Origin of the sequence: Geobacillus subterraneus (assembly GCF_001618685.1) — a bacterium.
Taxonomy (GTDB): domain Bacteria; phylum Bacillota; class Bacilli; order Bacillales; family Anoxybacillaceae; genus Geobacillus; species Geobacillus subterraneus.
On the sequence record NZ_CP014342.1, the window covers coordinates 1,136,609 to 1,150,720 of the forward strand.

The 14,112-nt window shown below is 51.2% G+C and carries 10 protein-coding genes and 1 pseudogene; 9 read left to right on the forward strand and 2 right to left on the reverse strand.

All coding sequences use genetic code 11. The features are described from left to right. Positions 1 to 356: 356 nt before the first annotated feature. Positions 357 to 911, forward strand: a pseudogene (locus GS3922_RS05655) (IS256 family transposase); the annotation flags it as partial. A 629-nt stretch (positions 912 to 1,540) separates the two neighbouring features. On the opposite strand, the gene GS3922_RS05660 reads toward GS3922_RS05655, so the two are convergent. Next, complete coding sequence (locus GS3922_RS05660) at positions 1,541 to 2,011, reverse strand: hypothetical protein (RefSeq protein ID WP_063165560.1); 471 nt, start codon at positions 2,009 to 2,011, stop codon at positions 1,541 to 1,543. Between the two features lie 755 nt (positions 2,012 to 2,766). On the opposite strand from GS3922_RS05660, the gene GS3922_RS05665 reads away from it, so the two are divergent. After that, positions 2,767 to 3,300, forward strand: a complete 534-nt coding sequence (locus GS3922_RS05665) for an IS630 family transposase (protein ID WP_063165561.1) — start codon at positions 2,767 to 2,769, stop codon at positions 3,298 to 3,300. Positions 3,301 to 3,531: 231 nt separating this feature from the next. On the opposite strand, the gene GS3922_RS05670 is transcribed toward GS3922_RS05665, so the two are convergent. After that, positions 3,532 to 4,215 carry a Crp/Fnr family transcriptional regulator gene (locus tag GS3922_RS05670; RefSeq protein ID WP_063165562.1) on the reverse strand — a complete coding sequence of 228 codons (684 nt, stop codon included), beginning with the start codon at positions 4,213 to 4,215 and terminating at the stop codon, positions 3,532 to 3,534. 317 nt (positions 4,216 to 4,532) lie between these two features. Between GS3922_RS05670 and argC the strand changes: the two genes are divergently transcribed. From argC to argF, 7 genes are all read left to right on the forward strand, one after another. Beyond that, the gene (argC, locus tag GS3922_RS05675) at positions 4,533 to 5,567 is read left to right on the forward strand and encodes an N-acetyl-gamma-glutamyl-phosphate reductase (RefSeq protein WP_063165563.1); all 1,035 of its coding nucleotides are present in this window, start codon (positions 4,533 to 4,535) and stop codon (positions 5,565 to 5,567) included. Positions 5,568 to 5,583: 16 nt separating this feature from the next. Next, the gene (gene argJ, locus GS3922_RS05680) at positions 5,584 to 6,816 is read left to right on the forward strand and encodes a bifunctional ornithine acetyltransferase/N-acetylglutamate synthase (protein ID WP_063165564.1); all 1,233 of its coding nucleotides are present in this window, start codon (positions 5,584 to 5,586) and stop codon (positions 6,814 to 6,816) included. A 12-nt stretch (positions 6,817 to 6,828) separates the two neighbouring features. Further along, positions 6,829 to 7,605, forward strand: coding sequence for an acetylglutamate kinase (argB, locus tag GS3922_RS05685; RefSeq protein ID WP_063165565.1), 777 nt, complete (start codon positions 6,829 to 6,831; stop codon positions 7,603 to 7,605). Beyond that, positions 7,602 to 8,762: an acetylornithine transaminase gene (locus GS3922_RS05690; protein ID WP_063165566.1), complete on the forward strand. Its 1,161-nt coding sequence runs from the start codon at positions 7,602 to 7,604 to the stop codon at positions 8,760 to 8,762. Before argB ends, GS3922_RS05690 begins: the two co-directional genes overlap by 4 nt. Before the next feature lie 88 nt (positions 8,763 to 8,850). Beyond that, positions 8,851 to 9,915 carry a carbamoyl phosphate synthase small subunit gene (locus GS3922_RS05695; RefSeq protein ID WP_063165567.1) on the forward strand — a complete coding sequence of 355 codons (1,065 nt, stop codon included), beginning with the start codon at positions 8,851 to 8,853 and terminating at the stop codon, positions 9,913 to 9,915. Beyond that, positions 9,908 to 13,036, forward strand: coding sequence for a carbamoyl-phosphate synthase (glutamine-hydrolyzing) large subunit (locus GS3922_RS05700; RefSeq protein ID WP_063165568.1), 3,129 nt, complete (start codon positions 9,908 to 9,910; stop codon positions 13,034 to 13,036). Before GS3922_RS05695 ends, GS3922_RS05700 begins: the two co-directional genes overlap by 8 nt. Beyond that, positions 13,033 to 13,971 (forward strand): ornithine carbamoyltransferase, encoded by a 939-nt coding sequence (gene argF, locus GS3922_RS05705; protein WP_063165569.1) that lies wholly within the window; start codon positions 13,033 to 13,035, stop codon positions 13,969 to 13,971. The genes GS3922_RS05700 and argF overlap by 4 nt, the downstream gene beginning before the upstream one ends. The last annotated feature ends 141 nt before the right edge of the window (positions 13,972 to 14,112 follow it).

Here is a 14,112-nt window from a genome sequence, read left to right on the forward strand (position 1 = left end):
TGTCTATCAATATTCACATCATAGACAAGAAAAGAAGAAAATATTCAGCTCACTTTATGATGTGGCTGAATAGTTACCAGGCAACAAAGACGCGACACCTAATATATTTCCTGCTTTTTTCTTGTCTAACACTACAAAACCCCCCTCTGTTGATAATAACTTTTTGAATTATAGCCATTCGTTAATTCAACAAGAAACCACCTTCGATTTCCAACATTATACATTATTTAAAGACCGGAGTAAAGTTAAGTCCATATAATTGTGTAAAAAGGGAAATAGAAAAAGAGCCATGTTGCTTCCCCTTTGGTAGAATAAATAGTGGACCAAAAACACCAAACATAAGGAGGAATGCAACCATGGCTCAATATCATATTACCCTAAATGATGAACTTTTGCACGGGTGATTCACCAGAGATGAGGGATTAGTGAAGCTGCTGGAACAAGCCTTAAACCAAATCCTCGAGGCGCAAGTGGAAGAACAGCTGGGGGCTCGCTGTTATGAACGAACGGAAGAACGAAAAGGTTATCGAAACGGTTCGTATCCACGCCAGCTGACGACCCGGGCGGGACGGTTGACCTTGCGCGTTCCACGAACAAGAGATGGAGAGTTCTCTACGGAACTGTTCCAACGGTATCAACGGAGCGAACAAGCACTGGTACTGGCACTCATGGAAATGGTGGTAAACGGGGTGTCTACTCGAAAAATCACCCAAATCACAGAGGAGTTGTGCGGCACCTCGTTTTCCAAATCCATGGTTTCCTCGCTGTGCAAGGGGCTGGATCCGATTATTCAAGACTGGAATTACCGTTCCCTTCATGAACACGTGTATCCGTTTGTACTGGTGGATGCGATTTATACGAAAGTCCGGGAAGATGGACGGGTACGTTCCAGAGCCGTGTTGATCGAAATCGATGAAAAATGGATGTCAGGGCGCAAATACTTGGATATGGCTGAATATTGGCAGTGGCGGAAAATGAAAAAGCAAGAAGCTCGATTGGTGAATCAGGAAGATTCGGAAATGAAAAGAGTGGGATAACCCCTTCGCTGTGTCAAGGAGAACGTGGAATACCGGAGCGAAGCGAGGATATGCCGCGAAAACTCCTTGACACACCTGTTCCTTGACAACATGATCATTTGTCCGGAAAGGCGACCGGCAGGGAGACTTGCCGGACTTACCTACCATACGTCAAGTCATCAGGTCCATGTTGTCTATCAAAGGGGAATTTACACAATCATTTGGACTTGACCGACCGCTGTTGCAGAGAACATGACTGTTGCTACGGATTAACAGGACAAGATTGGCCAAATGATGGTTGTGACGCAATATTATGTAGTTGTGTATATGCTGTTGATCCTTACGGGGTTGCATCAATGGCAATTCAAGCTGTTATGTGCATTTAATTCAAACATGTTTGATTCGTCTATATCTTCCATTCGTGGATAAGAAGCAAAAAAGCGGAGTGTCTATTGTTTATGTAAATAGGCATTCCGCTTTTCTTGTTTTTTATAAGAGAAAGTTGCTCTTCATGAAGTTTGTTCTTAAATTGTGGATTTACCCCACAATCCATTTATCAATATTACATATAAAGTAGGGACTATAGATGCAAGTAACATGAAAATAGGGAAAAGTTTGTAATAAGACTTTAAAAGGCGAATGGATTTAATGTAAAAATAGAGCGCTACAACTAATGCAGTATAATATGCTGGGAAGAATACCCAAGGATTAAGTTTATCTTGATGAAACCCGATTGTCCAACCAACCCCAATAACCAATAGTAATAAGTTAAAGCCAACAACGGATAAAGCAGCCCATTTTAAATCGCCTTTCGTCTTAAATACACTCGTTATGGCGATGCCTAATGTAATAAGGATTAACGCCATTAAAATAGATTTGTATATATCAGGATGATCATGCATTATTTCCACCATTCCAATGATCCAATATAAGATAGTAACCGCACAGCTGCACAAACTAATTACTATCCAACTTATCTTCTTGATTTTAACCACTCCCTTTAGCATATTACATAAATTAATTTTTTGGTTCAAAATATATTATATGTAAAAATAAGTTAATTAACAATAATAAATCCTAACAACCATATAATTGTCCTAATTAGTGAAGGATAACAAAAATTATGTAATAAGTTCTGTTGTAAGTTTGCACATCTTTTCAGTAACATACATAAAATCTGAAGAGGCTCTTTGTTGGGATCCGCTACCTTAAACGTTCTTCTGCAGCTATTCGAACGATTTTTTCATCGATTTGCCCTTTTCATTAAGTATTCGTAAAGGGGTAAGTAGTAGCGAGCGTATTGATTACCCTAGGATATCCTTGGAATTATAAAGCGATTACCTCCATCGCTGCTAGGGTGAATATCGGGATCTTCGTTTCGGCCATCTTCATTATATGTTTGACACATTTATTCAGTTCCTCTAAGGTCAGCGCTTTTATTTGATACCACCATAATAATTCGTTAGTTCAATGGCCGATGTTGGTTGAACTTCAGTCACGTTTTTGGTTAATATCAACGTATATATGTTTGCCGATACATTCGGCAGTTGAACATAAAATTAGGGATTTTCTGCGAGTAGCATTGTATGCTGTGGATATTAGACCATATCAGATATGAGGAGAAAAGTGTTTCTGATGTTTGGGAAACAGGATCAACCACCATTATCTAATGATCAAAGTTACACACGTTCTTTTCATCGTCAAGGGACCGCTTCGCTTATAAATTAAACATCACAGGCTATTAAAAAACTTGATCACCAAGGAGACAGAAGATGCTGTTCTTCTGTACATCGATGAAACCCATATCCGCTCTTACCATGTCTTGCAGTCCACATGGTCAGAAGTCGGCCGCCAAAAACAAGTGCCGACGTTCGGCCATCATGCCCACGCATCGCGGTTTGGCGCGGTCAACATCCACGATGGCGAAACGGTGCTTCATCAAACGACTGCTGCCAATGCCGCGACGTTCTTGAATTTCTTGAGAATGCTCAAAGAGCGCTATCCAGACCGTCTCATCGTCTTGGTGTTGGATCACGCCCGCATTCACCATGCCAACATGGTCAAGGAGTTTTTGCGGGAAGAAGGGCAGTGTTTTCACTTTCTTTCCCTTCCTCCCTATTCGCCACAGCTGAACCCGATCGAACGCTTGTGGAAATGGCTGAAAGACACCGTGATCGCCAATGTGTTTCACAAACATCGAAACGATATCGTCCAGACCTTTGTTTTTGCGTGTTACCCGCCGTATGTACATGCCTACATTACAAACGATATTCTGCTATTTTAAAAGTTTAAATTATTAATTCGTGTGTCTATGAAATTCGGCGTTTTTTTAGGATCCACATCGCGAAATCTTTGATATAACAGCACTTTGGCCAGTTTCATTTGCCTGAAATGGCCTTAAAACTGTCGAACTCGGGAACCAAATGGTAAGAAAAAGAAACAGAGGATGTCCTCAAAAGGTCGGTTTAACGACCTTTCGAGACAGCCTCCTTCTTTTTTTCGCCGCACTTGCCCGTCAGTCAATGCTGCACAGCTCGGGCGGGCAGCCTTCGCAGGCGATCTCATCGCGCAAGTATTGCAAATGGTGAACGCGAATTTTTCCTTTTTGCACGGAGATGACGCCTTTTTTCCGCAAGTCGCCGAGCATGCGGTTGACGACTTCGCGGGCGGTGCCGCAAAAGTTGGCAAGCTCTTGGTTCGTAAGAGGCAGGTCGATCAAAATGCCGTCTTCTTTCATCACGCCGTAGCTGTTGCAAAGGCGGATGAGCGTGGAATAGAGCGCCCCTTTTTTGCCATGTAAAATCAAATCGCGGAATTTCGTTTGCGTTTTGCGGAAATGGAGGCTCATCCATTTCATAAACTCAATCGCCAGTTTCGGGTTGTTGGCGAGCTCTTGTTCGAGCCTTTCGCGCGGAATGGCGGAAACGACGCCGTCTTCCAGCACTTTCGCCGTCAACATGTAGCGGGCGCCGGGGCAAAAGAGCGTCAGCTCGCCGATCAAATCGCCTTGGCTGCAAATGCGCAGCGTCAGCTCCTGCCCATCCATATTCGTCTTGCTAATTTGAATTTTGCCTGATTGAATATAGTAAAGTTCGTCTGCTTTTTCCCCTTCTTGAAACAAGTACGTTCCTTTTTTGACCGAAATCGTGCGGTAAATCGCTGCCAGCAACTCCCGCAGTTCTACAGATACATGATCCATCCCATCACAACCTTCTATATATCGTTATAAAAGATTTTACAGTAAAAAAAAGGGAAGTCAATATAAGGACAGTGGAAATATTGAAAAAATGTTGAACGTTTCGTTCGAACAACCGTCCGCTCTTTTCAATAATGGGGGCCGTGCCAACTGACGGGCATATCCATCTCGCAATTCCGCTGCGGAGCCCTTCCTTTTCCGATCCTTTAAGCGGGAAAAGGAGAAAAATTCCATAAAAATTATTAAATATACATTTGATTTTATTTTTATACAGTATTATAATGAGAACTACATGAGGCATACGGGTGAGGGGGAACGTCATGAAAGTGGCAATCATCGGGGCGACGGGGTACAGCGGCGCGGAGTTGTTCCGCTTGTTGCACGGGCATCCGCATGTGAGCCGCTGCGACGTTTTCTCGTCGTCGCAGGACGGGGTTCATGTATCGGAAAGTTTCCCGCACGTCGGTTCGGTCGATGGTGCGGTGTTGCATAAACTTGAAATCGAGGCGCTTTCCCGTTACGATGCGGTCTTTTTCGCCACGCCGCCCGGGGTGTCGGGGGAGTGGGCGCCGGCGCTCGTGGATCGGGGAGTGAAAGTGATCGATTTATCGGGCGATTTCCGGTTGAAAGACGGCGCGGTGTACGCACAATGGTATGGGCGCGAGGCGGCGCCATCTGCGTATTTAGAGCGGGCGGTGTACGGATTGACCGAGTGGAACCGCGAGGCGGTGCGCGGAGCCGTGCTCCTATCCAATCCGGGCTGCTATCCGACAGCGACGCTGCTTGGCTTGGCGCCGCTTGTCAAAGAAGGATTAATTAAGGAAGACTCGATCATCGTGGACGCCAAATCGGGCGTATCGGGCGCGGGGCGGAAAGCAGGGCTTGGGACGCATTTTTCCGAAGTGAACGAAAACGTGAAAATTTATAAAGTGAACGTCCATCAGCACATTCCGGAAATTGAGCAAACGCTGCAAACGTGGAATGAAGCGATGGAGCCGATTACGTTCAGCACCCATTTGATTCCGATGACACGGGGCATTATGGCGACGATCTATGCGAAGGCGAAACAACCGATTTCGCCAAACGACTTGGTAGATTTATATAAAACAAGTTATGAAGGTTCGCCGTTTATCCGCGTTCGCAAGGCCGGGCAATTTCCGGCGACGAAAGAAGTGTACGGCTCAAATTATTGCGACATCGGCCTCGCCTACGATGAACGGACGGGACGGGTGACGGTCGTGTCGGTGATCGATAACTTAATGAAAGGTGCTGCCGGGCAGGCGGTGCAAAACTTCAATTTGATAATGGGGTGGGATGAGGCAGCGGGCCTCCGATCCTTGCCGATCTATCCGTGAGGGAAGGGGAAAAACGATGACGATCACAAAACAAACGGGGCAAGTAACGGCGGTCGCCGATGGAACGGTCGTCACGCCGAAAGGATTTCAAGCGGCCGGGGTGAATGCCGGGCTGCGCTATTCGAAAAAAGATTTAGGGGTTATTCTATGCGACGTGCCAGCTTCAGCCGCCGCTGTGTATACCCAAAGCCATTTCCAGGCGGCGCCGCTCAAAGTGACGCAGGCGAGCCTCGCTGTAGAACAAAAATTGCAGGCGGTCATCGTCAACAGCGCGTGCGCGAACGCCTGCACCGGTGCGCAAGGGCTCAAGGACGCCTATGAAATGCGCGAGCTGTGCGCGAAACAGTTTGGCCTGGCGCTGCACCATGTGGCCGTCGCTTCAACGGGCGTGATCGGGGAATATTTGCCGATGGAGAAAATTCGCGCGGGCATCGAAAAGCTTGTTCCAGGGGCGACGATGGCGGATGCTGAAGCGTTTCAAACGGCGATTTTAACGACGGATACGGTGATGAAGCGCGCCTGTTACCAAACGACCGTCGATGGGAAAACGGTCACCGTCGGCGGGGCGGCGAAAGGATCGGGGATGATTCATCCGAACATGGCGACGATGCTTGCGTTCATTACGACCGATGCCAACATTTCTTCGGCGGTGCTGCATGATGCGCTCCGGTCGATTACCGATGTATCGTTCAATCAAATTACCGTCGATGGCGATACGTCGACAAACGATATGGTCGTCGTCATGGCGAGCGGCTTGGCCGGAAACGATGAACTGACGCCGGATCATCCGGAGTGGGAACACTTTTATGAGGCGTTGCGGAAAACGTGCGAAGACTTGGCGAAACAGATCGCAAAAGACGGCGAAGGGGCGACGAAGCTCATTGAAGTGCGCGTGCGCGGCGCGAAAACGGACGATGAGGCGAAAAAAGTCGCGAAGCAAATCGTTGGCTCCAACTTAGTGAAAACGGCTGTTTACGGCGCAGACGCCAACTGGGGGCGGATCATCGGCGCGATCGGTTATTCGGATGCCGACGTGAACCCGGACAACGTTGATGTCGCCATCGGGCCGATCGTGATGCTGAAAGGAAGTGAGCCGCAGCCGTTCTCGGAGGAGGAAGCGGCCGCCTACTTGCAAAATGAAATGATCGTCATCGATGTCGATCTTCATATCGGCGATGGCTTTGGGATTGCTTGGGGCTGCGACTTGACGTACGATTATGTAAAAATTAATGCCAGCTACCGGACGTAAGGAGAGAGAAAGATGAACAAAACGGTCGTCATCAAATGCGGCGGCAGCGTGCTTGATGAGCTGTCCCCTGCCTTTTTTGCCAGCGTCAGAACGATGCGGGAACAAGGGATGGATGTCGTCATCGTCCACGGCGGCGGGCCGGAAATCGGGCAAATGTTGAAAAAACTGGCGGTGCCGAGCGAGTTTGTCAACGGCTTGCGGAAAACGACGAAAGAGGTGCTTGCCGTTGTGGAAATGGTGCTCTCCGGCAAAGTGAACAAACAGCTTGTCGCGATGCTCAGGCAGCACGGTTTGCCCGCGGTCGGTGTTTCCGGCGTGGACGGGGGGCTGCTCGAAGCTGAACCGATTGACTTTGCTAAACTTGGCTATGTCGGCCGTGTGAAAACCGTTCGTTCCCAGCTGTTGCGCACGCTGCTTGCGGCGGGCTACATCCCGGTCATTTCCCCGCTTGGCATCGATCAAAACGGGCAAACATACAACATTAACGCCGACACGGCGGCTGGGGCGGTCGCAGCGGCCATCGGCGCCAGCCAGCTCGCGTTTGTGACGAACGTGCCCGGCATTTTGCGAGACGGCGCGCTCGTGGCCGAGGCGACGGCGGAAACGATTGAACGACTGATCGAAGACGGCGTCATCACGGGCGGGATGATTCCGAAAGTGAAAGCAGCGCTCTCCGCCTTGTCCGATGCGCTGCCCGAGGTGATGATCGTCAGCGGCAAAACGACGTTTTACCAGAACGGAACATGGCACGGCACAACGATTCGCAAAGAAGTGGGGGTATATTTATGAGCGCGCTGTTTCCGACATACAACCGTTGGAAGATCGCCGTCCAAGCCGCGGAAGGGACGGTTGTGACCGATGTGAATGGAAAACAATATCTCGACTTTGTCTCCGGCATTGCCGTCTGCAATCTCGGCCATCGCCATCCGCACGTCCAAAAGGTGATTGAAAAGCAGCTGAATCAATATTGGCACGTATCGAACTTGTTTACGATTCCCATTCAAGAAGAGGTCGCGTCCTTGCTTGTCGCCCACAGCGCCGGCGACTGCGTCTTTTTCTGCAATAGCGGAGCCGAGGCGAACGAAGCGGCGCTGAAGCTGGCGCGCAAACATACTGGGAGACACAAAGTCATTACGTTCCGCCAGTCGTTTCACGGCCGCACGTTCGCGACGATGGCGGCGACCGGGCAGGAGAAAGTGCATAGCGGTTTTGGTCCGCTGCTTCCGGAATTCATTCACTTGCCGCTGAATGATGTCGACGCTCTCAAGCAGGCAATGAACGAAGAAGTGGCCGCGGTGATGCTTGAGGTCGTCCAAGGGGAAGGCGGCGTCCGCCCGGTGGATCCGGCGTTTTTGCAAATAGCGTCGGAGCTGTGTCAACAGCACGGGGCGCTTTTGATCATCGACGAAGTGCAAACCGGCATCGGACGGACCGGGAAGCCGTTTGCGTACCAGCACTTTGATGTGGAGCCGGACATCATCACCGCAGCGAAAGGGCTTGGAAGCGGCATTCCGGTTGGGGCGATGATCGGCAAAGCGTTTTTGAAAGAGTCGTTTGGACCTGGGGTGCACGGGTCGACGTTTGGCGGCAACCCGATCGCGATGGCCGCCGCCAAGGCGACGCTTGAAGTTGTGTTTGATCCGGCGTTTTTGCAAGATGTGCAGGAGAAAGGCCGCTATTTGCTTGCACGCCTCCATAACGCGCTCGCTTCGCTTGACATCGTCAAGGACGTGCGCGGGCTCGGGTTGCTGGTCGGAATCGAGTGCCAAACGGACGTCGCACCGCTGTTGCCATTGATTCACGAAAACGGCTTGCTCGTCCTTTCGGCGGGGCCGAACGTGATCCGCCTGTTGCCGCCGCTTGTCGTGACGAAAGCGGAAATCGATGAAGCGGTGGACATTTTGATAAACGTGTTGAACAACGCCAACGCCTCAGCCGTCTTGTAAACGGACGGCCGACGGCTTAATTTTTATTCCTGTTCATGCATAAAAATTCTTGAACGGTTATAAAAACTCAAACGATGAGGTGGCGCCAATGAAAGCGTACTTGCATGTGGCGAGCGGAAAAACGTTCAGCGGCGAGCTCGCCGCTCCGCTTGAAGAAAAGGTGAGCGGGGAGATCGTTTTTTTCACCGGCATGACCGGTTATCAAGAAGTGTTGACCGACCCGTCGTATAAAAACCAAATCATCGTTTTTACGTACCCGCTGATCGGCAATTATGGCATTAATGAAGACGATTTTGAAAGCAAGCGGCCGCACGTCGAAGCGGTCGTCGTCTACGAAGCGAGCGGCACAGGATTTCATTACGGGGCGAAATACAGCTTGGCAGAATACTTGCAGCATTGGAACATTCCGCTTCTCACGCATGTGGACACGCGCGCCCTTGTGAAAGAAATCCGCACCGCTGGGACGATGATGGCGGAATTAAGTTTGTCGCCGATTTCAGCCGTTGGAGGCGAGGAAGTAGTATTTCCCGTGCGTGCGGTGTCAACGAAAACGATCGAAACATACGGCGAAGGCGGCCCGCATTTGGTGCTCGTCGATTTCGGCTATAAAAAATCGATTTTGCAGTCGCTTCTTGCGCGCGGCTGCCGGGTGACGGTTGTGCCGCATGATACGGCGCCGGAAGCGATTGACGCGCTGAAACCGGACGGGCTTGTCCTCTCGAACGGCCCGGGCGATCCGAAACAGTTACGCCATCAGCTTCCCGCTATCCGTCAGCTGATCGACCGGTATCCGACGCTTGCGATTTGCCTTGGCCATCAGCTCGTTGCCTTGGCGTACGGGGCGGATACGGAAAAACTCCGCTTCGGGCATCGCGGCGCCAATCAACCGGTGTGGGACGCGGTGAAACAAAACGTGATGATGACATCGCAAAACCATAGTTATGTCGTCAAAGAAGGCAGTTTGGTGGGCAAACCGTTTGACATTCGTTTCATCAACGTCAACGACGGTTCGGTCGAGGGCATCGTCCATCGCCATAAACCGATTTTGTCGGTGCAATATCACCCGGAGGCGCATCCGGGGCCGCACGATACCGGCTATATTTTCGACGAATTTTTGCAAACCGTGTTCAAGGGAGAGAACGTGTATGCCTAAAGATTCTTCGCTTCAGTCGATTCTCCTGATCGGGTCGGGGCCGATCGTCATCGGCCAGGCCGCCGAGTTTGATTATTCCGGCACACAAGCGTGCATCGCCTTAAAGGAAGAAGGATATCGCGTCATTTTAGTGAACAACAATCCGGCGACGATCATGACCGATGAAGTTCATGCCGATGCCGTGTATTTTGAACCGCTCACCGTCGATGCGGTCGAAGCGATTATTGCCAAAGAACGCCCGGACGGGCTGCTCGCCACGTTCGGCGGCCAGACAGGGCTCAACTTGGCGTTTCAGCTGCATGAAGCCGGCGTGCTTGAAAAGTATGGGGTGAGACTGCTCGGAACACCGATTGAAGCGATTAAGCGCGGGGAGGACCGCGAAGCGTTCCGCGCGTTAATGCACGAGCTTGGCGAACCGGTGCCGGAAAGCGAAATTGTTACAAGCGTCGAGGAAGCGGTCGCGTTCGCCGAACAAATCGGTTTTCCGATCATTATTCGTCCTGCGTATACGCTCGGCGGGACGGGCGGCGGCATTGCCGAAAACATGGAGCAGTTTCTCGCGCTCGTAGAAAAAGGATTGAACGAAAGCCCGATTCATCAATGTTTGATCGAACGGAGCGTCGCCGGATTTAAGGAAATTGAATATGAAGTGATGCGCGACCAATCGAATACGTGCATCACGGTTTGCAATATGGAAAACGTCGATCCAGTCGGCATCCACACGGGCGATTCGATCGTCGTCGCACCGTCGCAGACGTTGACCGATGAGGAGTACCAAATGCTCCGTTCGTCGGCGGTGAAGATCATTTCCGCCTTAGGGATCATCGGCGGCTGCAACATTCAGTTCGCCCTTGACCCGAACAGCAAACAATATTACTTGATTGAAGTCAACCCGCGTGTCAGCCGCTCGTCAGCGCTGGCGTCCAAGGCGACCGGCTACCCGATCGCCCGCATTGCGGCGAAGCTCGCGGTCGGCTATACGCTTGCGGAACTCGTCAACCCGGTGACGAAAACGACGTACGCCAGCTTTGAACCGGCCTTGGACTATGTCGTCGTCAAGTTTCCGCGCTTGCCGTTTGACAAGTTTCCGCATGCGGATCGGAAACTCGGCACGCAAATGAAGGCGACCGGGGAAGTGATGGCGATCGACCGCAACATGGAGCGGGCGTTTCAAAAAGCGGTGCAGTCGCTCGAAGGCAAAAACAACGGACTGTTGTTGCCGGAGCTTTCGGTGAAAACGAATGATGAGCTGAAACAGCTGCTTGTCGACAAAGACGACCGCCGCTTTTTCGCGATTTTGGAACTGCTCCGCCGCGGGGTGGCGGTTGAAGCCATTCACGAATGGACGAAAATCGACCGCTTTTTCCTTTGCTCGTTCGAGCGGCTTGTCGCCCTTGAAAAACAGGCAGCGGCTGCAACGTTGGACACGATTGAGGAGCAAACGTTCCGTTTCTTGAAAGAAAAAGGATGTAGCGACGCCTTTTTAGCTGAAACGTGGGGCGTGACGGAGCTTGACGTGCGCAACAAGCGGAAGGAACTTGGCATCGTGCCGTCATACAAAATGGTCGACACGTGCGCGGCCGAATTTCATTCAGAAACGGATTATTACTACTCGACTTATTTCGGCGAAGACGAGCGAAAACAACCGAGCGGCAAAGAGAAAGTGCTGATCATTGGAGCCGGACCGATCCGCATCGGCCAAGGCATTGAGTTCGACTACAGCTCTGTTCATAGCGTGTTCGCCTTGCAAAAAGAGGGCTATGAAACGGTGATGATCAACAACAATCCGGAAACGGTGAGCACCGACTTTGCCGTCGCCGACCGTCTGTACTTTGAACCGCTGACGCTTGAGAGCGTCCTCGATGTTATCGAAGCGGAACAAATCAAGCATGTCATCGTTCAATTTGGCGGTCAGACGGCGATCAATTTGGTCAAAGGGCTTGAAGAAGCCGGCGTGCCGCTGTTGGGCGTCACGTACGATATGATTGACCAGCTCGAGGACCGCGATCGTTTTTACCAGTTGCTTGAGGAGCTTGACATCCCGCACGTACCGGGCTTGATGGCGAACAACGCCGAGGAGCTCGCCGCCAAAGCGGCTGAGATCGGCTGCCCGGTGCTGCTTCGTCCGTCGTATGTCATCGGGGGCCGCGGCATGTTTATCGTCCATAGCGAGGCGCAGCTCGCTGCTTTGATCGAGCAAGGCGAGTTGACCTATCCGATTTTGATTGATGCGTATTTGGACGGGAAAGAGGCAGAAGCGGACATCGTGACGGATGGAACAGACATCGTGCTGCCGGTCATCATTGAACACGTCGAAAAAGCCGGCGTCCACTCCGGTGACAGCTATGCTTGGCTGCCGGCGCAGACGCTCACAGACGAAGAAAAAGCGAAAATCATCGACTATGCGGGCCGGATTGCGAAAAAACTCGGCTTTAAAGGAATTATGAACATTCAATACGTCATTGCGGACGGCAATGTATATGTCCTGGAAGTGAACCCGCGCGCGAGCCGGACGGTGCCGATCGTCAGCAAAACGACCGGCGTGCCGCTGGCGCAAATTGCGACAAAATTATTGCTTGGGAAATCGCTTGTCGACATCGTGGACGAAAAAGCGCGCGGCTTGGCGGTCATGCCGTACGCCGTGTTAAAGTATCCGGTCTTTTCGACCCATAAGCTGCCGGGGGTTGACCCGGTGGTTGGGCCAGAGATGAAATCGACCGGCGAAGGCATCAGCATCGCCGCAACGAAGGAGGAAGCGGCGTATAAAGCGTTTTATCCGTATTTGCAAAAGAAAGCGAACGCGAACGAGGTCTATGTCATTGGCAACATCGACGCCGAGCTGGAGGCGGAGATGACGGCGAAACAGCTGACCATCGTCGCTGATGTCCCGTTTTCCGATTGGGTGAAGCGCGACACGGCGCTCGCGGTGATCGACTTGGGCAAAGAGGAAGGCGAAGCGAACAAACGAATGACTGCGTTGTCCCGACAATTGCTCGTCTTCACGGAACGTGAGACATTGAAGCTCTTCTTGCAGGCGCTCGATGTCGATCATCTTGATGTGCAGCCGATCCATGGCTGGTTGGAAAAGAAAAAACAGGCAGAACAGGCGGTGATCGCATGAATGCAGTGATGTCATTAAAAGGGAGAGATTTTTTAACGCTTCTTGATTTCTCGACAGAAGAAATTTTGGACTTGCTGGCGTTAGCAACTGATTTAAAAGCGAAACAAAAAGCCGGTGTATCGTATACGCCGCTTTCCGGGAAAACAATGGCGATGATTTTTGAAAAGCCGTCAACGCGCACGCGCGTGTCGTTTGAAGTCGGCATGATTCAGCTTGGCGGCCAGGCGATGTATTTAAACGGAAACGATTTGCAGCTTGGCCGCGGCGAAACGATCGCCGATACGGCCCGCGTCTTGTCGCAATACGTCGATGTCATTATGATTCGCACATTTGCCCATCAAAAAGTCGAGGAGTTGGCCGAATATGCGTCCGTTCCGGTCATCAACGGCCTGACGGACGACGATCATCCGTGCCAGGCGTTGGCGGATTTGCTGACGATTTATGAAGTGAAGAAAACGTTCCAAGGCGTCAAGCTCGCCTATGTCGGCGACGGGAACAACGTCGCCAACGCCTTGCTTGTGGCCGCGGCGAAAGTCGGCATGGATGTCGCCATCGCCTGTCCGCCGGGCTATGAGCCAAGGAAAGAATATGTCGAGGCGGCGTGCCGGATCGGTGAACAGACAGGCGCCGCCGTCACGGTGACGCACGACCCGCTTGTGGCGGTGGCGGGGGCGGATGCGATTTATACGGATGTCTGGACGAGCATGGGCCAAGAAAGCGAAAGTGCTGAGCGGCTACAAGTGTTTCAGCCGTATCAAGTCAACGAAGAGCTCGTCAAAGCGGCAAAACCGGATTATCTCTTTTTGCATTGTCTGCCGGCCCACCGCGGCGAAGAAGTGACGGCCGGCGTCATGGACGGTCCGAACTCGGTCGTCTTTGAGCAGGCCGGCAACCGGCTTCATGCGCAAAAAGCGATTTTGTTGTCCGTTTTATAGCAAAGGGGGAATTCCCGTTTCGGGAGTTCCTTTTTCACTTTGAAAAGGATTTCGAGGGGAGAGCTCCTTTTCGTTGTGAACAGCTTGGCGTTCCGTTTGCGATCTTCCATCATTTTCCTTCTTATGAACAGCGATGAAACC

What these genes read in the sequence shown, in the direction of transcription:
- argJ (WP_063165564.1), top strand. Translation starts at nt 5,584, where the DNA reads ATGACGATCACAAAACAAACGGGGCAAGTAACGGCGGTCGCCGATGGA.
- argB (WP_063165565.1), top strand. Translation starts at nt 6,829, where the DNA reads ATGAACAAAACGGTCGTCATCAAATGCGGCGGCAGCGTGCTTGATGAG.
- GS3922_RS05670 (WP_063165562.1), bottom strand. Translation starts at nt 4,215, where the DNA reads ATGGATCATGTATCTGTAGAACTGCGGGAGTTGCTGGCAGCGATTTAC.
- GS3922_RS05695 (WP_063165567.1), top strand. Translation starts at nt 8,851, where the DNA reads ATGAAAGCGTACTTGCATGTGGCGAGCGGAAAAACGTTCAGCGGCGAG.
- GS3922_RS05700 (WP_063165568.1), top strand. Translation starts at nt 9,908, where the DNA reads ATGCCTAAAGATTCTTCGCTTCAGTCGATTCTCCTGATCGGGTCGGGG.
- argF (WP_063165569.1), top strand. Translation starts at nt 13,033, where the DNA reads ATGAATGCAGTGATGTCATTAAAAGGGAGAGATTTTTTAACGCTTCTT.
- GS3922_RS05690 (WP_063165566.1), top strand. Translation starts at nt 7,602, where the DNA reads ATGAGCGCGCTGTTTCCGACATACAACCGTTGGAAGATCGCCGTCCAA.
- argC (WP_063165563.1), top strand. Translation starts at nt 4,533, where the DNA reads ATGAAAGTGGCAATCATCGGGGCGACGGGGTACAGCGGCGCGGAGTTG.